Origin of the sequence: Pseudomonas sp. KU43P (genome assembly GCF_033095865.1) — a bacterium.
In the GTDB taxonomy this organism is placed as follows: domain Bacteria; phylum Pseudomonadota; class Gammaproteobacteria; order Pseudomonadales; family Pseudomonadaceae; genus Aquipseudomonas.
This window is the reverse complement of the sequence record NZ_AP019365.1, coordinates 1172873-1196901: the sequence shown is the minus strand read 5'-3', so window position 1 is coordinate 1196901 and position 24029 is coordinate 1172873. Positions and strand designations below refer to the sequence as shown.

Sequence of the window (24029 nt, the reverse complement as noted above, 5' to 3'; positions counted from 1 at the left end):
CTCAGTTCACCCACACCCGCGCATTGCGGAACATGCGCATCAGCGCGGCGTCTTCCTGCCACTCGTCCGGGCGCCAGGAGTTCTGCACGGCGCGGAACACACGCTCCGGGTGCGGCATCATGATGGTCACGCGCCCGTCGCGGCTGGTCAGGCCGGTGATACCACGCGGCGAGCCGTTCGGGTTGGCCGGGTAGGCTTCAGTGACCTTGCCGTGGTTGTCGACGTAGCGCAGGGCCACGCAACCGGACAGGTCGGCTTCCAGCAATGCCTCTTCGTTGGCGAACTCGGCGTGGCCTTCACCGTGGGCGATGGCGATCGGCATGCGCGAACCGGCCATGCCCTGCAGGAAGATCGAGTTGGACTTCTGCACCTCGACCATGGCCACGCGTGCCTCGAACTGCTCCGAGCGGTTGCGCACGAAGTGCGGCCAGTACTCGGTGCCTGGGATCAGCTCGTGCAGGTTGGACATCATCTGGCAACCGTTGCACACGCCCAGGGCGAAGCTGTCGGTACGCTCGAAGAAGGCCTGGAAAGCATCGCGGGCACGGGTGTTGAACAGTGCCGACTTGGCCCAGCCTTCACCGGCACCCAGCACGTCACCGTAGGAGAAGCCACCGCAGGCGACCAGGCCCTTGAAGGCTTCGAAGTCGACACGACCAGCGAGGATGTCGCTCATGTGCACGTCAATGGCGGCGAAGCCGGCGCGGTCGAAGGCAGCAGCCATCTCGACCTGGCCGTTGACGCCCTGCTCACGCAGGATCGCCACTTGCGGGCGCACGCCTTTCTTGATGTACGGCGCAGCGATGTCTTCGTTGACGTCGTAGCCAACCTTGACCGACAGGCCTGGGTTGTCTTCTTCGAGCAGCGCGTCGAATTCCTGATCGGCGCAGTCGGCGTTGTCACGCAGGCGCTGGACCTGGTAGCTGGTCTCGGCCCACTGACGCTGCAGCATGCGACGGTCGTCGTCGAACAGCACTTCACCGTTCAGGCTGATGGACACTTCGGCGTTGTTGACCGGCTTGCCGATCACTGCCACGCAACCTTCACCCAGGCCCGCGGCGCTGAACTGCGCCAGCACGTCCGGGGTAGCATCCTGACGCACCTGGATGACCGCACCCAGTTCCTCGTTGAAGAGGATGGCCGGCACGTCATTGCGGTTGTCGGTCAGTGGGTCGAGCTGCAGGTCGAGGCCGCAGTGGCCGGCAAAGGCCATTTCCACCACGGTGGTCAGCAAGCCGCCGTCGGAACGGTCGTGGTAGGCCAACAGGTGGCCGTCGGCGTTCAGGCCCTGAATCACGGCGAAGAAGGCCTTGAGGTCTTCGGCGTCGTCGACGTCAGGTGCCTGGGCAGCGATCTTGCCGTGGGTCTGCGCCAGGATCGACGCGCCCATGCGGTTCTTGCCACGGCCCAGGTCGATCAGGATCAGGTCGGTTTCGCCCTTGTCCATGCGCAGTTGCGGTGTCAGGGTCTTGCGGATGTCGGAGACCGGGGCGAAGCCGGTGATGATCAGCGACATCGGCGAGGTGACGCTCTTTTCGACGCCGTCTTCGCTCCACTTGGTCTTCATCGACATCGAGTCCTTGCCGACCGGGATGGTAATTCCCAGCTCGGGGCACAGCTCCATGCCGACGGCCTTGACGGTGTCATACAGGCGGGCATCTTCACCCGGATGGCCGGCGGCGGACATCCAGTTGGCCGACAGCTTGATGTCGGACAGTTTTTCAATTCGTGCAGCCGCCAGGTTGGTCAGGGTTTCGCCGATCGCCATGCGGCCGGAAGCCGGGGCGTCGAGCAGGGCCAACGGGGTACGCTCGCCCATGGCCATGGCTTCACCGGTGTAGACGTCGAAGCTGGTGGCGGTGACGGCGCAGTCGGCCACCGGTACCTGCCACGGGCCGACCATCTGGTCGCGGGCGACCAGGCCGGTGATGGTGCGGTCGCCGATGGTGATCAGGAAGCTCTTGCTGGCCACGGCCGGGTGGTTCAGGACACGCTGCACGGCGTTGTCCAGGTCCACCTTGCTCGGGTCGAAATCATCGCCCAGCTCGGCTTCGCGGGTGACCGAACGGTGCATGCGCGGCGGTTTGCCCAGCAGCACGTCTAGCGGCATGTCCACCGGCGTGTTGTCGAAGTGGCTATCGGTCACGGTCAGGTGCGGCTCTTCGGTGGCCTCGCCGACAACCGCGAACGGGCAGCGCTCGCGTTCGCAGATGGCCTGGAAGCGCTCGAAGTCGACGGCGCTGACGGCCAGCACGTAGCGCTCCTGCGATTCGTTGCTCCAGATCTCGTGCGGGGCCATGCCCGGCTCGTCATTGGGCACGTTGCGCAGTTCGAAGCGGCCACCGCGGCCGCCATCGTTGACCAGTTCGGGGAAGGCGTTGGAGATACCACCAGCGCCGACGTCGTGGATGAAGGCGATCGGGTTGGCGTCGCCCAGCTGCCAGCAGCGGTCGATGACTTCCTGGCAACGGCGCTCCATTTCCGGGTTTTCGCGCTGCACCGAGGCGAAGTCCAGGTCGGCGGAGCTTGCGCCGGTAGCGACCGACGATGCCGCACCGCCACCCAGGCCGATCAGCATGGCCGGGCCGCCGAGCACGATCAGCTTGGCGCCAACGGTGATCTCGCCCTTCTGCACGTGGTCTTCACGAATGTTGCCCATGCCGCCTGCGAGCATGATCGGCTTGTGGTAGCCGCGCACTTCTTCACCGTGCGGGGTGTTGATGGCCTGCTCGAAGGTCCGGAAGTAGCCGGTCAGGGCCGGGCGACCGAATTCGTTGTTGAACGCGGCGCCACCCAGCGGGCCTTCGATCATGATGTCAAGGGCGTCGACAATACGCTCGGGCTTGCCGTAGGCCTGCTCCCACGGCTGTTCGAAGCCCGGGATGCGCAGGTTGGACACGGTGAAGCCGGTGAGGCCGGCCTTGGGCTTGGCGCCACGGCCGGTGGCACCTTCGTCGCGGATCTCGCCGCCGGAACCGGTGGAGGCACCGCAGAACGGGGCGATGGCGGTCGGGTGGTTGTGCGTCTCGACCTTCATCAGGATGTGCACCGGCTCCTGCACCGCGCCGTACTGGCGGGTTTCAGGGTTCGGGAAGAAGCGCCCGGCGACGTTGCCGACGATGACCGAAGCGTTGTCCTTGTAGGCCGACAGAACACCTTCGTTGTGCATCTGGTAGGTGTTCTTGATCATGCCGAACAGGCTCTTTTCCTGAGCCTGGCCGTCGATGTCCCAACTGGCGTTGAAGATTTTGTGGCGGCAATGCTCGGAGTTGGCCTGAGCGAACATCATCAGTTCGATGTCGTTCGGGTTGCGCGCAAGCCCCTGGAAGGCGTTGACCAGGTAGTCGATCTCGTCTTCGGCCAGGGCCAGGCCCAGGTCGATGTTGGCCTGGGCCAGGGCGGCGCGGCCACCGGCGAGGATGTCGACCGAGGTCATCGGCTTTGGCTGGGCGTGGCTGAACAGATCGGATGCCTGCTCCAGCTGGGCCAGCACGCGCTGGGTCATGCGGTCGTGCAGTTCGGCGGCAACCAGTGCGGCGTCGGCCTCGCTCAGCTCACCCGCGACGTAGTAGGCGATGCCGCGCTCCAGGCGCTGGATCGACTGCAGGCCGCAGTTGTGGGCAATGTCGCTGGCCTTGCTGGCCCAAGGCGAGATGGTGCCCAGGCGCGGCACCACCAGGAACAGGCGGCCGGTCGGCTCCTGTACCGGCACGCTCGGGCCGTACTTGAGCAGACGGCCCAGCACCTGCTGCTGGTCGGCGGTCAGCTCGCCGTCAACGTCGGCGAAGTGGGCAAATTCGGCATACAAACCAGTAACAGCGGGGACTTTCTGGCTCAGTTGCTCGAGTAATTTACCGTGGCGAAAGGCAGAAAGGGCAGGAGCGCCGCGCAGGATCAACATCGTCGGGACAGCCTCAGGAAGGGGTGTGCTTAGAGGCCGTGCATTCTAGCCTAATTCCGCGCTTTTCGGCACCCGCTCTAAGCCAAGGCTGCCGGGCGGCGGAACCGGACTTGCGGGTCAAAAAATTTTGCCGTGTCTTGCCTGTTCAGGCCCTGTCGCCGGCAAGCCGGCTCCCACAGGATTCACGCCGCTTGCCGGCGATAGGGCCCGTGCAGCACAGAACGCGCTAGCAGACAAGCTATCAGTTGTCGAGATATGGCAGTGCCAGTCCTTTGCGTATACTGCAACCTATGTTCGCCCACACTGCTTTGCGCCAGCGATGCGCCAAATGGCTCTTCGCAACCGGACTCTTTCTGATGCTCGGTGCCTGCGTTGAAAAACCCAGCACCCTCGAGCGCGTGAAGGAGGATGGCGTGCTGCGCGTCATCACCCGCAACAGCCCGGCCACCTACTTCCAGGACCGCAACGGCGAAACCGGCTTCGAGTATGAACTGGTCAAGCATTTCGCCGACGATCTCGGCGTCAAGCTGGAGATCGAGACGGCCGACAATCTAGATGAATTGTTCGACGACCTCGGCAAGCCCTCCGGCCCGGTGCTGGCAGCGGCCGGTCTGGTCAGCAGCGAGCGGCGCAAAGCGCAGGCCAAGTTCTCCCATCCCTACCTCGAAGTGACCCCACAGGTCATCTACCGCAACGGCCGCCCTCGCCCCACCGATGCCAAAGGGCTGGTCGGCAAGAAGATCATGGTGCTCAAGGGCAGCACCCATGCTGACCAGTTGGCCGAGCTGAAAAAGCAGTACCCGGGCCTGCAATACGAAGAATCCGACGCGGTCGAGGTGGTCGACCTGCTGCGCATGGTCGATGAGGGCCAGATCGACCTGACCCTGGTCGACTCCAACGAACTGGCGATGAACCAGGTGTACTTCCCCAACGTGCGGGTCGCCTTCGACCTGGGTGACGCCCGCGACCAGCGCTGGGCGGTAGCGGCAGGCGAAGACAACAGCCTGCTCAACGAGGTAAACGAATACCTCGACAAAGCGCAGAAGAACGGCACCCTGCAGCGCCTGAAAGACCGCTACTACGGCCATGTCGATGTACTGGGCTATGTAGGCGCCTATACCTTCGCCCAGCACCTGCAGCAGCGCCTGCCCAAGTACGAGAAGCACTTCAAGAGCTACGCCAAGGTCGAACAGGTCGATTGGCGCCTGCTGGCCGCGATTGGCTACCAGGAATCGATGTGGCAACCGGAAGTCACCTCCAAGACCGGCGTACGCGGCCTGATGATGCTGACCCAGCGCACCGCCCAGGCCATGGGCGTGTCCAACCGCCTGGACCCCAAGCAGAGCATCCAGGGCGGCGCCAAGTACTTCATGAAGATCAAGGCCGAGCTCGACGACAGCATCCAGGAACCGGACCGCACCTGGTTCGCCCTGGCGGCCTATAACGTCGGCAGCGGCCACCTGGAAGACGCCCGCACCCTGGCCAAGCGCGAGAAGCTCAACCCGAACAAGTGGCTGGATGTGAAGAAGATGCTGCCGCGCCTGTCGCAGAAGCAATGGTACCGGCAGACCAAGTACGGCTATGCCCGCGGGGGTGAACCGGTGCATTTCGTCGCCAACATCCGGCGTTACTACGACATTCTCACCTGGGTGACCCAACCACAGCTCGAGGGCCAGGTGGCCGAAGGCGGCCTGCATGTGCCGGGGGTCAACAAGGACAAGCCGGCGGAGCAGTCGCCGCCAATGTAAGGTTTCAGGGCCCTATCGCCGGCAAGCCGGCTCCTACAGGGTGGACAGTGGCGTACCTGTGGGGAGCCGGCTTGCCGGCGACAGGGCCAGAACAGATCAGCCCTTGGCCCGACGAGCTTTGAAGAACTCGCTCAATATCTGCCCGCACGCCTCGGCCAGTACCCCACCCTCGAACATCACCCGGTGGTTCAGGAACCCCTGGCTGAAAAACTGCCCCTGGCTCTGCACGACCCCTGCCTTGGGCTCCAGCGCCCCGTACACCACCCGCGCCACCCGCGAATGCACGATCAACCCCGCGCACATGCTGCAAGGCTCCAGCGTCACGTACAGGGTGCTGCCCGGCAGGCGGTAATTGCTGGCCGACCTGGCTGCCGCGCGAATCGCCACCATCTCGGCATGGGCACTGGGGTCGCTGTCGATGATTGGCCGATTGAAGCCCTGCCCGATCACCTGGCCATGCTGCACCAGCACCGCGCCCACCGGCACCTCGCCCAGTGCGGCGCCTTGTGCCGCCAGGTCCAGGGCCAGGCGCATGAATTCCTGATCGCGGCTGCGATCGATGATCTGCGGGCGCATCACACGACCGCGATCGCGGCCATCAGGCCGGTTTCCATGTGGTCGATGACGTGGCAGTGGAACATCCAGGTGCCTGGGTTATCTGCCACCAGTGCCACCTGGGCACGTTCGTTCTTGCCCAGCAGGTAGGTGTCGGTGAACCACGGCTCGACGATGTCGCGGCGGTTCGAGGCGATCACCTTGAAGCTCATGCCATGCAGGTGGATCGGGTGCTGGTACTGGGTCATGTTCTTCAGCTCGAAGATGTAGCTCTTGCCCTTCTGCAGCGTGGCGATCGGGCGGTCGGCGCAGGTCTTGTCGGTGATGTCCCATGCCTGGCCGTTGATCTGCCACAGGCTCGGCGGCCTGCCATTCTCGGTGTTCACCGAAACCTTGCCAACCCATTCGAAATTGAAGTTGAGCTTTTCGGCATTCTCCAGGTCTGGTTCGGCTACCGGGTTGGGCGGCAGTGCTGGCGGCCAATCGCTCGGCGCGTCGTTGCCAGCCACCGAGCGCAAGGTGCCCAGGCGCACGAAACCGTCACGCAGGGAAATTTCCTCGCCCGCCTCGGGGATGCGAATGGCCAGGCAAATGCGCATGCCAGGACCAAGCCAGTACTCGTCGTCCATGGGCCGCGGGGTCACCGGGTTGCCGTCGAGGGCGTAGATCCTGGCTTCGCAGTTGCCCTTGAGATTGAGGCGGTAGGTCCAAGTGTTGTCCAGGTTCAGCAGCCGCAGGCGCACCACCTGGCCGGCCGGTAGCTCGGTCACCGAGCCGGCCTGGCCGTTGATGGTGATCAGCCGCCCGGCGGTGCCATTGCGTGCCGCCTCGCGGGGGATGCTGAACGGCAGCCAGGCGCCCTGCTCGTCCACGTGCCAGTTCTTCAGGCTCAGCGTGCGCTCGTGAAGAAACCCCGTGGGCTCGCGCTCCTCGACGATCAGCGGCCCGACCAGGCCGCGGCCGAGCTCTTCCGAGCTGCTGACGTGGGGGTGATACCAATAGCTGCCGGCGTCAGGCACGCGGAACTTGTAGTCGAAGTACTCGCCCGGCTTGACCGGCAGTTGCGAGACATATGGCACGCCATCCATTTCCAGCGGCAGGCGTATACCGTGCCAGTGGATGGTGGTCTCGACTGGCAGATGGTTGATGAATCGCACCCGCAGCCAAGTGCCCTGGCGTACCCGCAGCTCGGTGCCCGGCGCCGACGGGCCGAAGGCCCAGGCTTCGGTTTTGAAGCCAGGCACCAACTCGACGTCCAGCGGGGCTGCGATCAGCTCATAGTCGTGCCCGGCGTTCTCGTCCTCCACCTTGCCCAGCCAGTAGCGCGCTGCGCCTCCAGCGCCCAGGCCTACCACAACAAGGCCAGTCAGGCCCTTGAGCATTTGTCGACGGGTGAAGGACATCGGTGCGGGTACCTCGTTAGTGCGCAATCAGTCTGCCAGTAGGGCTGGCGATGAAGGGCCCATACGATACACCTGCGATTGAGAAATATTAAGTGAAGGATTGTCACGGGCGTCAGCGCCAGCCATATGTACCGCTCGCCACTTCGACGCTCCCTGCAGCCTGAGCGCTTTTGTAGACGAGGTGGCCTCATGACGCTCAACCCGCAGCAACAGAAAGCCCTTGATCAGCTCCAGCAACTGGCACCCGTCATGGTCGCCAGCTGCCCCGACATGCGTCAGATGGCCCGGGAAGTAGCGTGCGACATGCTTCGTGCACGCGGCTTCGCAAGCCTGGACCCGGACCAGGTGTTCCTCAACCGCTTCGCCATGGCCAGCACCTGCCCCCACACCTTCAGCGGCTGGGAGCACTACGAAACACCTCTGCAATCGTTCACCCTGCCACAACTGGTAATGCACCGTTTCGACGCCCAGGACCAGGACAATGCCGATTTGCTGAGCTACCTCGCGGGTTTTTATCGCGACGGCGCAGACCACAACCAATTCGATGAACGCAATGAAATCCCCATCGCTCCACGTGACGTCCTGGCCGATTTCTGGAAAATCGACTTCTGCACCCGGTTTCAGCAACGCCTGACGCAGTTCTGGAACACACACGCCGATGACTTTCGGACCCTGGCCAAGGTCAGCTTCCTGAGCAAGGTGAATGAAGCCCAGCACGCAGACGCCACTAGCGAGCTGGCCAAGCGCGCCCGCCTGGTTGCCCAGGCATTGGTCGGCACCTGCGACTGGCCGCCCACACTCGAACAACTGCAGCAAGAAGTGCCCCCTGCCAGCGGCTACCGCCTGCGCACCTTCGATATCGGCGGCTACCCGGCGAGTGACATCCTGCGCGTGGAAATGGACGACGGCTACCAGCTGTTGTACATCCCCGGCGAGGACGAACCGCTGCAACTGTTCGCCAACCAGAAGGACTTGTACTGGTGGGTGTTGAACACGACCAACGCAGTCGATAACCGCACCCGCTTCATGGGCCATTTCGCCCTGTCGAGCTACGCCCAAGGCAATACCACTGTGGGCCTCAACCACCTCATCGACCTGTTGTTCTTCAACTGGGGGGGCGACGACCACCCTGGCTTGAATACGCTCGATGGGCTTATCCACGGCGATGCCTTCAGCCACCTGCGCGACAACGCCCGCCAGCGCATGAACGATGACGCCCACTTCGCCCTGCGCTCCAATGCAGACCTGCGCAAGCAGATGTGGATCGGCTACCTGCAAGCCTTCGGCCAGGTATTCGGGCCCATGTCCGCCGTCGGCTGGCCAGTGGCGCTGGCGGTGGTGGGCGCTGGCGTGGCCGAGGTCGGCCTGAATATCGACCAGGCAATCCATGGCCACACCACCGCAGAGCGCCAAGCCGGAACCGTCGGCGCCATCCTGGCGGCGATCAACACACTATTCAACGCGCCCTTCCTTTTCAGCTCGCCGGCAGGCGAACTGAACGAGATCGAGATTCCGTCAGGCCAGTTACCCGAGCCCGTGCCTGACGACGCCTCGACGCTGGCCACCCAAGCGCAATGGCAAGACTGGGTGCCACCGAGCCAGCCAATCGGCGAAGGCGATGAGGCACTGCGCCCATTGCGCGCCAATGTTACCTTGACGGGAGAGCCAGGTAGCGGAGCCATGGAAGGTATCTACGAGCAAGACGGTAACCATTACGTCATGATTCACGCTCAGCCCTATCAGGTCCGGCAGGTTGCCGAGCTGCATACCTGGGTGGTCGTCGACCCCGTCAACCCATTCTCGTTTCAGCGCAATGTGCCCATCCGCCGGATGGTCGGCCAGTGGCGGCCGTTCGAGCGGCCCAACCTGCGAGGCGGCGGCTTTCGCCTCAGTATGCTGCGACTATGGGGTCGCCCACCCAGCGCACCCACGTTGCCAGAACTATCGGTGACGCCCTATGAGGTACCCGTCGAGCAGCGCCCCGCGATGAAGCGCCCTGCCCTCAAAGGCGACCTAAATGTGCTGAGCGGTGTTACCTCATCTGCCGATACCGCCGAGAGCGACAGGCTTGCCAGCATGTTCAGAGGGCTGCGTGACAGGCTGCTGGCGGATGCCGATACATTCCTGCAATCGACCCAGCTCCCCTACAGGCCGGAAGCGCCAGAACTGCCTCGCCAAGCCAGCCCGAAACAGATCATTCGCAGTGTATTCGAGCGCTGCAACGGGCTGGTCATCGGTGAAGGCCACTCGGAACTGGGTAGCAAACGCTTTCTCATCGACAACATGGCGCAACTGAAGAAAGCGCAGGTCAAGGTGCTTTACATGGAGCACTTCATGACCGAGTTCCACCAGGCCGAACTGGACCAGTTCAACCGTACCGGGCAGATGTCGCCCGAGCTGCGCAAGTATGTGCAGGGTCAAGATACCGGCCACTTCACCGACCGCGCGGGGCGCTATACCTTCGAGCAGGTGATGATCAGCGCCCAGAAGCAAGGTATCCGCATTCAGCCTATCGACTGCGTGGCCAGTTATCGCCAGGCTTGGGAGGATCTGCCGCCAGCACTGGCCAGGCAGAAGATGATGAACTACTTCGCCCACCTGATCATCGAGGCAGACCAGTCGGTACGCGGGCCGGGCAAATGGGTGGCACTGGTTGGCAACTCTCACGCCAACACCTTCGAAGGCGTGCCAGGCATCAGCGAACTGGAGGGCGTGATTGGCCTGCGCATCGAGGACATTGCAGCTAGCAAGGTGGGCGGTATCGGCCCCGACCCTGGCATGGCGGTCCCTCGTCACGATCTGTCGGTCCGCACAGTCAAGGGCGATCTGCGCCTGCAGGTCGCGATCAGGCCCGCCCGGCCCGCCCAGCTTGAGCTGCAAGGCAAGCTGGGCAACCCCGGTGATTTCACCTTCAGCACGCTTGACGGCCAGTTGCAACTGATCCATCGCAGCCGCGACGGCCTATTCAAATACACACCCGTACAGCAGCATGGCCGCTACTTCCAGGTCGACACGCCCGATTGGCCGTGGATCAGCGGCAGGCACCTGGCCGGTCTGCAGGAAATGCGCAGCCTGCTGGAACGCTGGGGCTTGCGCTACCGCGAGTAGCGCCGTCAGGCAGATACGACAAGGGCGCCTTGCGGCGCCCTTGTGGCTCAACTCATTCCCACTCGATGGTGGCTGGCGGCTTGCTCGACACGTCGTAGGTGACGCGGGAAATACCGTCGATTTCGTTGATGATGCGGCCGCTGACGGTTTCCAGCAGCTCGTACGGCAGGTGCGCCCAGCGCGCGGTCATGAAGTCCACGGTCTCGACGGCACGCAGTGCCACGACCCAGGCGTAGCGACGACCGTCGCCAACGACACCGACCGATTTGACCGGCTGGAACACCACGAAGGCCTGGCTGGTCTTGTGGTACCAGTCAGCCTTGCGCAGCTCTTCGATGAAGATGTGGTCGGCACGACGCAGGATGTCGGCGTATTCCTTCTTCACTTCACCCAGGATGCGCACGCCCAAGCCCGGGCCTGGGAACGGGTGACGGTAGACCATGTCGTACGGCAGGCCCAGCTCCAGGCCGATCTTGCGTACTTCGTCCTTGAACAGTTCACGCAGTGGCTCGACCAGCTTGAGGTTCATTTCCTCCGGCAGGCCACCGACGTTGTGGTGCGACTTGATCACGTGGGCCTTGCCGCTCTTGGCGCCCGCCGACTCGATCACGTCCGGGTAGATGGTGCCCTGGGCGAGGAACTGGATGTTGTCCAGCTTGCTGGCTTCGGCATCGAACACGTCGATGAAGGTGCGGCCGATGATCTTGCGCTTCTTCTCCGGGTCGGCTTCGCCTTCCAGGTTGTCGAGGAACTGCTTCTCGGCATCGGCACGGATCACCTTGACGCCCATGTTCTCCTTGAACATGGCCATCACCTGGTCGCCTTCGTGCAGGCGCAGCAGGCCGTTGTCGACGAACACGCAAGTCAGCTGGTCGCCGATGGCGCGGTGCAGCAGCGCGGCAACCACGGAGCTGTCGACGCCGCCGGACAGGCCCAGCAGGACATTGGCCGAACCGACTTGCTCACGCACCTGGGCGATGGCGTCTTCGACGATGTTGGACGGGGTCCACAGGGCTTCACAGCCGCAGATGTCCTGCACGAAGCGGGACAGGATGCGACCGCCCTGCTTGGTGTGGGTCACTTCCGGGTGGAACTGCACGCCGTAGTAGCCACGGCTATCGTCGAACATGCCGGCAATCGGGCAGCTCGGGGTGCTGGCCAGCACGTGGAAGTTGCCCGGCATCTGGGTGACCTTGTCGCCGTGGCTCATCCACACGTCCAGGCCCAGTACGCCGTCGTCGTCGACGTGGTCTTCGATGCCGTCGAGCAGGCGGCTCTTGCCGACCACGTCGACGCGGGCGTAACCGAACTCACGCAGGTCGGAACCTTCGACCTTGCCGCCCATCTGCTCGGCCATGGTCTGCATGCCGTAGCAAATGCCCAGCACCGGTACGTTCAGGTCGAACACGGCCTGCGGGGCACGCGGGCTGTTGGCTTCGTGGACAGACTCGGGGCCGCCGGCGAGGATGATGCCGCGCGGGTTGAATTCGCGGATCGCTTCATCGTCCATGTCGAACGGGTGCAGTTCGCAGTACACGCCGATCTCGCGCACGCGGCGGGCGATCAGCTGGGTGTACTGGGAACCGAAATCGAGGATGAGGATGCGGTGAGCGTGAATGTCGAGGGCCATGACTCAATCTCGTCAGTGGAAATCGGAAACGACGCGGGGCTGTCGTGACAGCCCCGCTTCTGTAGTAGCTGGAAGCCTCAGCCTACGCGGTAGTTAGGGGCTTCTTTGGTGATCTGCACGTCATGCACGTGGGACTCGGCCATGCCGGCACCGGTGATGCGCACGAATTCCGGCTTGGTACGCATCTCTTCGATGGTCGCGCTGCCGGTGTAGCCCATGGACGAACGCAGGCCGCCCATCAGCTGGTGGATGATCGCGGCCAGGGCACCTTTGTAAGGTACGCGGCCTTCGATGCCTTCCGGTACCAGCTTCTCGGCGCCGGCCGAGGAGTCCTGGAAGTAGCGGTCGGAGGAGCCTTGTGCCTGTGCCATGGCACCCAGCGAGCCCATGCCGCGGTACGCCTTGTAGGAGCGGCCCTGGAACAGCTCGACTTCACCCGGTGCTTCTTCGGTACCGGCGAACATCGAACCCATCATCACGCAGGAAGCACCGGCGACGATGGCCTTGGACAGGTCACCCGAGAAGCGGATGCCGCCATCGGCGATCAGCGGCACGCCAGTGCCTTCCAGTGCGGCAGCGACGTTGGCGATGGCGCTGATCTGCGGTACACCGACACCGGCGACGATGCGGGTGGTGCAGATCGAGCCTGGGCCGATACCAACCTTGACGGCGTCGGCGCCGGCTTCAGCCAGGGCCTTGGCCGCAGCGCCGGTGGCGATGTTGCCGCCGATCACCTGCACTTGCGGGTAGGTTTCCTTGACCCAACGAACGCGGTCGATCACGCCTTTGGAGTGGCCGTGGGCGGTGTCGACGACAACCACGTCAACGCCGGCAGCCACCAGGGCGGCAACGCGCTCGCCGGTGTCCTTGCCGGTGCCGACTGCAGCACCAACGCGCAGACGACCCTGGTCGTCCTTGCTGGCCAGCGGGTAGGCCTTGGCCTTTTCGATGTCCTTGACGGTCATCATGCCCTTGAGGCTGAACTTGTCGTCGACGATCAGGACCTTTTCCAGGCGGTGCTTGTGCAGCAGCTCGCGCACTTCGTTCTTGTCGGCGCCTTCGCGGACGGTGACCAGACGCTCTTTGGGCGTCATCACGTCGCGCACCTTGGCATCCAGGCGGGTTTCGAAGCGCACGTCACGGGAGGTGACGATACCGACCAGGTCGCCGTTCTCCAGCACCGGAACACCCGAGATGTTGTTCAGGCGGGTCAGGTCGAACAGGTCACGCACGGTGGCGTCGGCGTCGATGGTGATCGGGTCTTTGACCACGCCAGCCTCGAACTTCTTGACCTTGCGCACTTCGCCGGCCTGCTGTTCGATGGTCATGTTCTTGTGGATGATGCCGATACCGCCTTCCTGGGCCATGGCAATGGCCAGGCGCGCTTCGGTCACGGTGTCCATGGCGGCGGAGACCAGCGGAATGTTCAGCTCGATGCCACGGGTCAAACGGGTCTTGAGACTGACTTCATTGGGCAGTACCTCGGAATAGCCAGGTACAAGGAGGATATCGTCGAAGGTCAGGGCTTCTTGGCTGATACGCAGCATCGCGGGGGCTCCCGGGCGGGAAAAATGGAAGCGCGCCATTATACTCATCCACGGCGCGCCGCTCAATGCAAAATAAGGGCCTTCGGTCAGCGTTCTGGCAGTTTTACCTGCACCACCGCCACCGGCTGGTCGAGCCAGTCGGCGAAGCTGTCGAGAAAGGCCTGAGTGAACCCGGCCTCGCCCCAGTTGTTGAAGATGAACCCGAGGTTGGAAAAGGCACATGGCTGCAGGTAAATGAAGCCATTGATGTCGTCCTCGAAGCCGCACAGCGGGCAGGTGAAGTTGTCGCTCACTCCCGGCATCCACTCTTCCAGGCTCTCGAACAACGGCTCACCCACCTCGCGTCGGCACTCCGGGCAGCCGGCTTCTTCCAGGAAGCCGTCGCTGGGTGTATAGATGCAGCGCTTGAGTACCACTTCGAGGCCGTTGAGCTGTTCGCCGAGTGGCAACTTTTCAGGGTGCAGGGCCACTTTGCGTGCGCCTGCGGCTAAGGCATGGCCCATGCGGTTGCCGGTGCGACCGCAGGTGGTCAGTTGCTCTTCGACGATCTTCTCGCGCACCAGCCAGCGCAGGATGGCCCTGGCGCGGGCCTCGTGCACCGGCACGGTAGAGAGTTTGGGAACGATGATGCTCTGGGTGTTCATTGGCGAAACAGGCCTGGGGATTGCGGTGATGGCGCAATTCTACCGCTCACGCTCCCAGGTAGCGACCGATCAGCGCCAGGCCGCTGGCCAGCACCAGCCAGGTGACCAGTCGCACGAAGGCTTCGCGGGACAGTTTCAGCGTCAACCGACGGCCCGCCCAGAGGCCGATGAGCATGACCGGCAGCAGGCAGGCGGCGAGCAACAGCAGGCTGGTATCGGCATACACGCCGGCGATCAGGAACAGCGACAGGCGGACCACGGTGCTGCAACTGATCAGCGCGCTTTGCGTGGCGCGCACCTGCTCTTTTAGCTCCAGCCGCGCGCTCAGGTAGAGGGCATAGAGGAAACCGCCACTGCCGAACAGCGCACCGAACAGCCCGCCCAGCGTGCCCATCGGCACTCCCCAGAAACCGGACAGCCTGGCCGGTCGTACTTTCACCGCCAGCATGTAAAGCGCATAGGCCGTCACGAAAAGCCCCATCAGCAACAGCAACAGATCGGAGTTGAGGTGCAGCAGGAACACCACGCCCACGGTGCAGCCGATGGCCATGCACGGCAGCAGGCGCAGCAGTTCGCTGCGCACCACATCCCGGCGCGACGGCAGCAGGTTGCCGAAGGCGGCGACGAAATCCAGCAGCACCAGCAGCGGGATGATGCGTGACAGCGGCATGAAATGGATCAGTATCGGGCCGGCCACCAGCGCAGTGCCGAAGCCGGCGATGCCGAAAACGATGTAGGCCACACCGACACCGAGCAGGATGGGCAGCCAGTCGAGGCCGGAAATAGACAGTTGAGCGAACATGGCGTCACTTCCTTGGGAGACACGCGGAAGGTTAACCACCCACGCGCGATCTGGCACCCACCTCGGTACGTTTCATCCCTGTGCAGGAGACGTGCAACAGCACCGTGGCCCTGGCCTGCCAACAAGGCGCCGTGGGCCTGCTGAGGCAGTTCGTCAACGTGATGCGCACGCCTCAGGCGTTATAGCGCTCCACCAAGGCGTACAGAATCGCGACCGTCTCGGCATCCGCCATACCCCGGTGGTCGGCGGGACGAAAATGCAGTTGAAACGCCCTGAGCAACGACCGCACATACCTCGCATCCGGCTGATCAGGAACGTGGTAGCCATAGGCGCGCAGCTTTTCGACAAGCACGGCGGGTTCCGGCATGTTGCCTGCCAACTGTTCCAGGTAGCGTGCCTTGGTTGCCTCTTCATACCAGGCCCCGATACCCGCCTGATGCAGGCTGTGCCAGGGAAACGCGGCGCCGGGGTCGCTCTTGCGCCCGATGGAGATGTCGCTGTGGCCCAGCACATGCGTCGGGGTGATATCCGGATAGCGCCGAAGGATGTCCTGGCTCAGTTGCACCAACGCTGCCAATTGCTCCGGATGGTAGGGCACGAAGTTGAACTGACCGTCACTCATCGAAGCCTCGTTGACCAGTTCGATGCCAATCGCCGTATCGTTCAGGTTATTGCGCCCGCCCCATGCGCTGACGCCGGCATGCCACGCCCGTTCGTGCTCATCGACAAGATTGAAGATGCGAACCTTGTCGAACCCCGCACGCCGGTAGCTCGGGTCCGTTGGCGTCGGCAACAGGTAATGGGCACTGACTTCGCTACCTTTGGCCAGGGCGTTGACCGAACCGTTGAAATTCAGTGCGGTGTAATGGAATACGAGAAAACGCACCCGTCTGCTGTAAGCCTGGGAGCGATACGTCGTGGCGTCGATGTCGTACACGGCAGTTGCTCATTTGGAAGGAGCGCAAAAGATAGATTCACGCCCCGCGGCCAGGTAAGTCCGCATCGTCGACCAGGGCAGTAGTCCCCATCCCCCCACCGCAGAAGGTGCAACGTGCTACACGGTGCATCGGCCCGCCATGTCCTTTATGATGCCCACCATGATCAAAGACCCCTTCGAACGACTTGGCCTGGACCGCGAGGTCCTCACCGTCAGCCAGCTCAACGGCCGCGCTCGCGTGCTGCTGGAAGACGTGTTCCGCAGCGTCTGGGTGGAAGGCGAAATCTCCAACCTCGCCCGCCCGGCCTCCGGCCACCTGTACTTCACCCTCAAGGACAGTGGCGCCCAGGTGCGCTGCGCGCTGTTCCGGCAGAACGCAACGCGGGTGCGCCAGGCCCTGCGCGACGGCCTGGCGGTGCGGGTACGCGGCAAGGTTTCGCTGTTCGAAGGGCGGGGCGACTACCAGCTGATTCTCGATACGGTCGAGCCGGCCGGTGACGGCGCGCTGCGCCTGGCCTTCGAGGCGCTGAAAGAAAAACTCGGCGCCGAGGGGCTGTTCAGTGCCGAACGCAAGAAGCCGCTGCCGGCCCACCCACAGCGCATCGGCATCATCACCTCGCCCACCGGCGCAGTGATCCGCGACATCATCAGCGTGTTCGGCCGCCGCGCGCCCCAGGTCGAGCTGAACCTGATTCCCACCGCCGTTCAGGGCCGCGAGGCGATCAACCAGATCGTCCGTGCCTTGCAGCAGGCCGACCGGCTTGGCTTCGATGCCCTGATCCTGGCCCGTGGCGGCGGTTCGCTGGAAGACCTCTGGTGCTTCAACGAAGAAGCCGTGGCGCGTGCGGTGGCCGCCTGCGTGACGCCGATCGTCAGCGCCGTGGGCCATGAAACCGATGTATCGATCAGCGACTTCGTCGCCGACGTACGCGCCCCCACGCCGTCTGCCGCCGCCGAGTTGCTGGCCCCCGACAACAGTGGCTTGCAGCAACGCCTGGACGGCCTGCAACGGCGCCTGCTGCTGCGCATGCAGAACCGCCTGACCCACGACCGCCTGCGCCTGGACTCGCTGACCCGGCGCCTGCGCCACCCCGGCGAGCGCCTGCGCCAACAGGCCCAGCGCCTGGATGACCTGGACATGCGCCTGCGCCGCGCGTTCATGCTCAACCTCAACCAGCGCCGCGAGCGCCTGGCACGCCTGGACACACGCCTGGCCGCACAGCATCCGGGCCGCACCCTGAAGCTGCTCGGGCAGCGCCTGGACAGCCTCGCCGAACGCCTGCCACGGGCCATGCGCGACGTGCTCAAGGACCGCCGCCAGCGTTTCCAGGCGCAGTTGCAGACGCTGCAGGTGGTCAGCCCGCTGGCCACCCTGGCGCGTGGCTACAGCATCCTCCTCGACGAGCGGGGGCAAGCCATCCGCAGCGCCGAGCAGACCCACAACGGCCAGCGCCTGACTGCCCGCCTGAACGAAGGTGAGCTGCAGGTGCGGGTCGAGGACAATCACCTGACCCCGGTCACCCTTTCCCTACTGGACTGACACATGCCCCGCCTGTTCGCGCCCCTGCTCGCTCTCTCCCTCCTGTTGCTGGCCAGTGGCGCCCAGGCCAGCTACATCACCCGCACCTTGAACAAGCCCGTCCCCGGAGGCGTGGCGGTGGTCGACCTCGGCCCGGCGGCCACGGCACCGGGCGCACGCTTCGACGGCAAGCCGGTGCTGGTGGTCAAGGAGCAGGACAACTGGCTGGCCATCGTCGGCATACCGCTGACTCAGAAGCCCGGCACCGCGGTACTCACCCAGGGCGGTCGCAGCCTGCCTTTCACCGTAGGCAGCAAGAAGTACCCCGAGCAACACATCACCTTGAAGAACACCCGCCAGGTCAACCCGAACCCCGACGACCTCAAGCGTATCGACCGTGAACTGGCCGAACAGATCAAGGCCTACCGCAGCTTCAGCCCCTCCCTGCCGAGCAACCTGGTGCTCGACAAGCCGGTGAGCGGGCCGCTGTCGAGCAAGTTCGGCGTGCGCCGCTTCTTCAATGGGGAGGAGCGCAACCCGCATGCGGGTTTGGATTTTGCGGTGCCGGCGGGTACGCCGATCAAGACACCTGCCAATGGCAAGGTGATTCTGGTGGGCGACTATTTCTTCAACGGACGCACGGTATTTGTCGACCATGGACAGGGGTTCATCAGCATGTTCTGCCATATGTCGAAGATCGATGTGGCGGTCGGCCAGCAGTTGCGCCGGGGCGAGGTGGTTGGCCGGGTCGGCTCGACCGGGCGGGCCACCGGGCCACATATGCACTGGAATGTCAGCCTGAACGATGCACGGGTGGATCCGGCAATCTTCATTGGCGCGTTCCAGCCCTGAGACCGTAGCGCCCGCATCGCCGGCAAGCCGGCTCCCACAAGGATCGCCGCTGTCCTGGTGGGAGGCGGCTTGCCGGCGATGGGGCCAGCACCCTCGGCATCACTTCCCCCGTCTTGCGCGATCAAAAAATACAGCGCAACACGCTAAAAGCTTGAAAAGAATTCAAGCTATAAAATCTCGTCATTAAGCTTTTTTTAAGCATTCCTCTCAATTTTCCGCCAGCACTTGCCATCCCCCACCCCACTGGTTAGGGTTGAAGGCATGAAAACCTTCAGCACCCTCATCCTGCTCCGACAACATCGCAGCCTCTGCCTGGTCAGCGCCCGACTACCAGGTTGAATCGCGTCGCCTCGCCTCTTCATCTCGTTATCGCTCGGCAGGCCCGATCTCGGCCGCACACAAAAGGATTGCTTCCATGACCATGCTCAAAGACCCATCGAAGAAGTACCGCGCTTTCCCGACCATCGACCTGCCGGACCGTACCTGGCCGTCGAAGACCATCACCGAGGCGCCGATCTGGTGCAGCTCCGACCTGCGTGATGGCAACCAGTCGCTGATCGAGCCGATGGACTCGGAGAAGAAGCTGCGTTTCTGGAAGACTTTGGTGCAGGTTGGCGTGAAGGAAATCGAAGCCTCGTTCCCATCCGCGTCGCAGACCGACTTCGACTTCGTGCGCACCCTGATCGAAGATGGCCACATCCCGGACGACACCACCATCCAGGTGCTCACCCAGGCCCGTGAGGACCTGATCGCCCGCACCTTCGAGTCGCTGCGCGGTGCCAAGAAGGCCATCGTCCACCTGTACAACGCCACCAGCCCGTCGTTCCGCCGCATCGTCTTCAACCAGGACAAGCAAGGCGTGAAGGACATCGCGGTGAACGCAGCCAAGCTGTTCGTCAAATATGCCGCCCAGCAGCCGGAAACCCACTGGACCTTCCAGTACTCACCCGAGACCTTCAGCGCCACCGAACTGGAGTTCGCCAAGGAAGTCTGCGACGCGGTCATCGAGGTGTGGAACCCGACCCCTGAGCACAAGGTCATCCTCAACCTGCCGGCCACTGTGGAAGTCGCCACGCCGAACATCTACGCCGACCAGATCGAGTGGTTCTGCCGCAACGTCAGCCGCCGTGACAGCGTGATCATCAGCCTGCACTGCCACAACGACCGTGGCACCGGCATCGCCGCCACCGAGCTGGGCCTGATGGCCGGCGCCGACCGCGCCGAGGGCTGCCTGTTCGGCAACGGCGAGCGTACCGGCAACGTCGACCTGGTAACCCTGGCGCTGAACCTCTACACCCAGGGTATCGACCCGCAACTGGACTTCTCCGACATCGACGGCGTGCGCAAGGTGGTCGAAGAATGCAACCAACTGCCGGTTCACCCACGTCACCCGTATGTCGGCGACCTGGTGCACACCGCGTTCTCCGGCTCGCACCAGGACGCCATCCGCAAGGGCTTCGCCAAGCAGCAGGAAGGCGAACTGTGGGAAGTGCCGTACCTGCCGATCGACCCGGCCGACATCGGCCGCAGCTACGAGGCGGTCATCCGCGTCAACAGCCAGTCTGGCAAGGGTGGTATCACCTACCTGCTCGAACAGGAATATGGCATCAGCCTGCCGCGCCGCATGCAGATCGAATTCAGCCAGGTAGTGCAGGGTGAAACCGACCGCCTGGGCCTGGAAATGACCGCCCAGCAGATCTACAGCCTGCTGCACAAGGAATATCTCCAGGCCAACAGCCCGTACGCCTTGGTCAGCCATCGCCTGCAGGAAGAAAACGGCCACAGCGCCGTGGAAGTGGAAGTCGCCGGTGAAGGCGAAACCACCCTGCACTGGCGCGGCAAGGGCAATGGCGCCCTGGAAGCCCTGGTTGCCGGCCTGCCAATCGCCGTGGAAATCATGGACTACAACGAGCACGCCATTGGCGCCGGTACCAACGCCAAGGCAGCGGCCTACATCGAGCTGCGCGTGGCCGGTGGTCGCCCGGTGCACGGCGTGGGTATCGACGAAAACATCACCACCGCAAGCTTCAAGGCACTGTTCAGTGCACTGAACCGCTCACTGAGCCAGCAAGAGGCCAAGGCGGCGTAAGCAGCTTCGCAAAGACCAAGGCCTGCATCCTGGATGCGGGCCTTTTTTTTGCCTGTACTGGCCTTATCGCCGGCAAGCCGGCTCCCACAGGTACTCCACCGTTGTTGAGATCTGTGGCGACCTTGTGGGAGCCGGCTTGCCGCCGAGAGGGCCTGACGCTGCCGCACAAAACCTGCAGGCAAAAAAAGGGGCGCCGACCAAGCGCCCCATAAGCCGTAAAGCACACAACAAATTCAATTTCAGTCCAGCAAGGCCATGGCCTCGGCGCTGCACGCCTCGATCCGTGCCCAGTCGCCGTTCTTGATCCAGCCGCTGTCGAGCATCCAGGTTCCACCCACGCACATCACGTTGGGCAAAGCCATGTAATTGCGCACATTGGCCGGGTTTACCCCACCGGTCGGGCAGAAGCGGATATCACCAAACGGCCCGGCAAAGGCCTTGATCGCTGCTACGCCACCACTGATTTCCGCCGGAAACAGCTTGAAGCGGCGGTAACCCAGGGCGTAGCCCATCATGATTTCCGATGGCGTGCTGATGCCTGGGAGCAGCGGAATCTCGCTGTCCACACCGGCTTCGAGAATGTCCTGGGTGATGCCCGGCGTCACGACAAATTGGGCACCCGCCGCTTCAACGGCAGCGAACATGCTGCGATCGAGCACCGTGCCGGCGCCAACGCACAACTCCGGGCGCTGCTCGCGCAACACCTGGATCGCCTTCAGGCCATGCTGCGAGCGCAGGGTCACTTCCAGGGTACGGATGCCGCCGGCAGCCAGGGCATCGGCCAGGGGCAGGATGTCTTCTTCGCGGGCGATGGTGATTACCGGCAAGATACGCGCCGCGCCACAGATCGCGTCGATCCGGGCGGCTTTCTCGGCCATCGAGAGCTTGGGCTGTGGGCGTTCGAGGGTGGTCATGACAGTGGATCCTTGGCTCATGGGCACCAGTAGATGTCCAGGGGGTCGTGAAGAAAGGCGCGAATCGGCATTTCGGATGGGTCGTTGCCCGCCAGCGCGGCGCGCAGGGTAGCGAGTTTGCCCGGGCCTTGCACGGACAGTGCGATGAAAGCGGCGCTGGCCAGCAGCGAGCGGGTCATCGACAGGCGCTGATGCGGTACGCTCGGCGCCAGCATCGCCAGGCAACGTCGCTGGCTGTCGCGGTCCAGGCCTGAGGCCAGGTTGGGGCTGCCAGGGAACAGCGACGCGGTATGGCCGTCGTCACCCATGCCGAGCACCAGCACATCGATGGCTGGCAGTTCGGCCAGGGCCTGGTCGGCACTTTGAGCTGCAGCCTCAAGGCTCTCGGCCTGCCGATACAAACTAATGAAACGCGCCTTGCCCGCAGCGCCCTGGAACAGATGGCGAGCCAGCAGGCCTGCGTTGCTGTCGGCATGCTCGACCGGCACCCAGCGCTCGTCAGCCAGGCTGACGGTGACCTTCGACCAGTCCAGCGTCTCGGTTGCCAACTGCTCAAGAAACGGCACCGGGCTACGGCCGCCGGAAAGCACCAGGCAGGCCTGGCCCTTGCCGCTGATCGCGGCACGCAGACGCTCGGCCACGTCAGCGGCCAGGGTTGTCGAAAGCGTCCCGGCGTCGGCCAGCGCATGCGCCCTAACGGTTGCCGGCAATTTCAGGTCAGATATCCCCATACCACGCCCTCCCATCACGAGTGATCAGTGCAATCGAGCTCATTGGCCCCCAGGAACCGGCCGCGTAAGGTTTGGGGGTATCGCCTGCGTTGCGCCAGCCCGCTATGAGCTGGTCGCACCACTTCCAGGCGTACTCGATCTCGTCCTTGCGCACGAACAGGTTCTGGTTGCCGCGCATCACTTCGAGCAGCAAGCGCTCGTAGGCATCCGGAATCCGTGCAGTGCGCCAGGTGTCGGAAAAATTCAGTTGCAGCGGGCCGCTACGCAGTTGCATGCCCTTGTCCAGCCCCTGTTCCTTGGTCATCACCCGCAGAGAGATACCTTCGTCCGGCTGCAGGCGGATGATCAGTTTATTACCGATCTGCAAACGCTGTTCCGGGGCAAAGATGTAGTGCGGCGTTTCCTTGAAGTGGATGACGATCTGCGACAGCTTCTGCGGCATGCGCTTGCCGGTACGCAGGTAGAACGGCACGCCAGACCAACGCCAGTTGCGGATGTCGGCACGCAGGGCGACAAACGTCTCGGTGTCACTCTGCGCGTTGGCGTTGTCTTCTTCCAGGTAGCCGGGCACCGCCTTGCCGTCGCTGTAGCCGGCAATGTACTGGCCACGCACCACGCGAGTGCTCAGCCCATCGCCCGTGATCGGCGCCAGCGCCTTGAGCACCTTGACCTTCTCGTCACGGATGCTGTCGGCCGACAGGTCGCTGGGCGGGTCCATGGCGATCAGGCACAACAACTGCAACAGGTGATTCTGGATCATGTCGCGCAACTGCCCGGCCTTGTCGAAATAGCCCCAGCGGCCTTCGATGCCGACCTTCTCGGCCACGGTGATCTCCACATGGGAGATCGAGTTCTGGTTCCACTGGGTTTCGAACAGACTGTTGGCAAAGCGCAGGGCGATCAGGTTCTGCACCGTCTCCTTGCCCAGATAGTGGTCGATGCGGTACACCCGGCTTTCCGGGAAAAAGCGCGCCACGGCATCGTTGACCCGGCGCGACGACTCCAGGTCGTGGCCAATGGGCTTTTCCAGCACGACCCGGGTGCGCGTAGCCAGGCCGGCCCTGTCGAGGTTTTCGCAGATGGCGCCATACACGGCGGCGGCCGTCGCGAAGTAGGCGATCAACGGCAACTCGCCGGGCGCCTGCTCAGCCAGGGCCTGGTAGCCCTCAGGCTGCAGGAAGTCCAGATGCTGGTAGCTCAGGCGGCCAAGGAAACGCCCCAGCGCCGCGGGCTCCAGGTCACCTTCCGAGACGTGCCGGCGCAAGTGGGCTTCGATGGTATTCAAATGCTCCTGCGCGCTACCAGCCTCGCGGGCCAACGCCAGCAGCCGAGTATCGGCATGCAGCAGATTGGCACGGTCGAGCTGATAGAGCGCGGGAAACAACTTGCGCAATGCCAGGTCGCCCAAGGCGCCAAACAGGGCAAAGGTGCAAGGTTCGACACTGATCGCAGCCATGATGTTGGTTCTTTCCTAAAGTTGGTCTAGGAATACCGCTTTCACATACGGTTTTCAAGGAATAATGTAGTAAAAACCACAACATTACACACTAAGATTACAGACAAGTGGTGCGCCACCCGCACCAACAGTACGATACAGGACCCTGCAAGAAGCCTGCTGCTCCGTCAGCCGGCTGTCTTTCCGACCCAAG

General features: G+C 63.5%; 16 protein-coding genes. 5 read left to right on the top strand and 11 right to left on the bottom strand.

What is annotated here, in order from left to right:
* Position 1: 1 nt before the first annotated feature.
* Positions 2 to 3901 (bottom strand): phosphoribosylformylglycinamidine synthase, encoded by a 3900-nt coding sequence (gene purL / locus KU43P_RS05360; RefSeq protein WP_317661380.1) that lies wholly within the window; start codon positions 3899 to 3901, stop codon positions 2 to 4.
* Between the two features lie 290 nt (positions 3902 to 4191).
* On the opposite strand from purL, the gene mltF reads away from it, so the two are divergent.
* The gene (mltF, locus tag KU43P_RS05355; RefSeq protein WP_317661379.1) at positions 4192 to 5649 is read left to right on the top strand and encodes a membrane-bound lytic murein transglycosylase MltF; all 1458 of its coding nucleotides are present in this window, start codon (positions 4192 to 4194) and stop codon (positions 5647 to 5649) included.
* Between the two features lie 96 nt (positions 5650 to 5745).
* On the opposite strand, the gene tadA is transcribed toward mltF, so the two are convergent.
* Complete coding sequence (tadA, locus tag KU43P_RS05350) at positions 5746 to 6225, bottom strand: tRNA adenosine(34) deaminase TadA (protein WP_317661378.1); 480 nt, start codon at positions 6223 to 6225, stop codon at positions 5746 to 5748.
* The gene (locus tag KU43P_RS05345; protein WP_317661377.1) at positions 6225 to 7607 is read right to left on the bottom strand and encodes a multicopper oxidase family protein; all 1383 of its coding nucleotides are present in this window, start codon (positions 7605 to 7607) and stop codon (positions 6225 to 6227) included. Before KU43P_RS05345 ends, tadA begins: the two co-directional genes overlap by 1 nt.
* A gap of 189 nt (positions 7608 to 7796) precedes the next feature.
* Between KU43P_RS05345 and KU43P_RS05340 the strand changes: the two genes are divergently transcribed.
* Positions 7797 to 10715 (top strand): membrane-targeted effector domain-containing toxin, encoded by a 2919-nt coding sequence (locus KU43P_RS05340; protein WP_317661376.1) that lies wholly within the window; start codon positions 7797 to 7799, stop codon positions 10713 to 10715.
* Between the two features lie 52 nt (positions 10716 to 10767).
* On the opposite strand, the gene guaA is transcribed toward KU43P_RS05340, so the two are convergent.
* The 5 genes from guaA to KU43P_RS05315 form a co-directional block, all read right to left on the bottom strand.
* Positions 10768 to 12345: a glutamine-hydrolyzing GMP synthase gene (gene guaA, locus KU43P_RS05335; protein WP_110637348.1), complete on the bottom strand. Its 1578-nt coding sequence runs from the start codon at positions 12343 to 12345 to the stop codon at positions 10768 to 10770.
* Between the two features lie 77 nt (positions 12346 to 12422).
* Positions 12423 to 13892 (bottom strand): IMP dehydrogenase, encoded by a 1470-nt coding sequence (gene guaB, locus KU43P_RS05330; protein ID WP_186556408.1) that lies wholly within the window; start codon positions 13890 to 13892, stop codon positions 12423 to 12425.
* A gap of 86 nt (positions 13893 to 13978) precedes the next feature.
* The gene (locus KU43P_RS05325) at positions 13979 to 14536 is read right to left on the bottom strand and encodes a sugar ABC transporter ATPase (RefSeq protein ID WP_317661375.1); all 558 of its coding nucleotides are present in this window, start codon (positions 14534 to 14536) and stop codon (positions 13979 to 13981) included.
* A gap of 46 nt (positions 14537 to 14582) precedes the next feature.
* Positions 14583 to 15338, bottom strand: coding sequence for a sulfite exporter TauE/SafE family protein (locus KU43P_RS05320; RefSeq protein WP_317661374.1), 756 nt, complete (start codon positions 15336 to 15338; stop codon positions 14583 to 14585).
* A 172-nt stretch (positions 15339 to 15510) separates the two neighbouring features.
* Positions 15511 to 16275 (bottom strand): N-acetylmuramoyl-L-alanine amidase, encoded by a 765-nt coding sequence (locus tag KU43P_RS05315; RefSeq protein WP_317661373.1) that lies wholly within the window; start codon positions 16273 to 16275, stop codon positions 15511 to 15513.
* A gap of 160 nt (positions 16276 to 16435) precedes the next feature.
* Between KU43P_RS05315 and xseA the strand changes: the two genes are divergently transcribed.
* From xseA to leuA, 3 genes are all read left to right on the top strand, one after another.
* Positions 16436 to 17815, top strand: a complete 1380-nt coding sequence (gene xseA / locus KU43P_RS05310) for an exodeoxyribonuclease VII large subunit (RefSeq protein ID WP_317661372.1) — start codon at positions 16436 to 16438, stop codon at positions 17813 to 17815.
* Positions 17816 to 17818: 3 nt separating this feature from the next.
* The gene (locus KU43P_RS05305; RefSeq protein ID WP_317661371.1) at positions 17819 to 18646 is read left to right on the top strand and encodes a peptidoglycan DD-metalloendopeptidase family protein; all 828 of its coding nucleotides are present in this window, start codon (positions 17819 to 17821) and stop codon (positions 18644 to 18646) included.
* Positions 18647 to 19061: 415 nt separating this feature from the next.
* Positions 19062 to 20735 (top strand): 2-isopropylmalate synthase, encoded by a 1674-nt coding sequence (gene leuA / locus KU43P_RS05300; RefSeq protein ID WP_317661370.1) that lies wholly within the window; start codon positions 19062 to 19064, stop codon positions 20733 to 20735.
* 239 nt (positions 20736 to 20974) lie between these two features.
* Here leuA and KU43P_RS05295 read toward each other — a convergent pair whose 3' ends face one another.
* From KU43P_RS05295 to zwf, 3 genes are read right to left on the bottom strand one after another with little or no spacing between them, the layout of a single operon-like run.
* Entirely contained in the window at positions 20975 to 21649 is a 675-nt protein-coding gene (locus KU43P_RS05295) for a bifunctional 4-hydroxy-2-oxoglutarate aldolase/2-dehydro-3-deoxy-phosphogluconate aldolase (RefSeq protein WP_317661369.1), read from the bottom strand.
* A gap of 17 nt (positions 21650 to 21666) precedes the next feature.
* Positions 21667 to 22380: a 6-phosphogluconolactonase gene (gene pgl, locus KU43P_RS05290; protein WP_317661368.1), complete on the bottom strand. Its 714-nt coding sequence runs from the start codon at positions 22378 to 22380 to the stop codon at positions 21667 to 21669.
* Positions 22367 to 23836, bottom strand: coding sequence for a glucose-6-phosphate dehydrogenase (gene zwf / locus KU43P_RS05285; protein ID WP_317661367.1), 1470 nt, complete (start codon positions 23834 to 23836; stop codon positions 22367 to 22369). The genes pgl and zwf overlap by 14 nt, the downstream gene beginning before the upstream one ends.
* Positions 23837 to 24029: the final 193 nt, after the last annotated feature.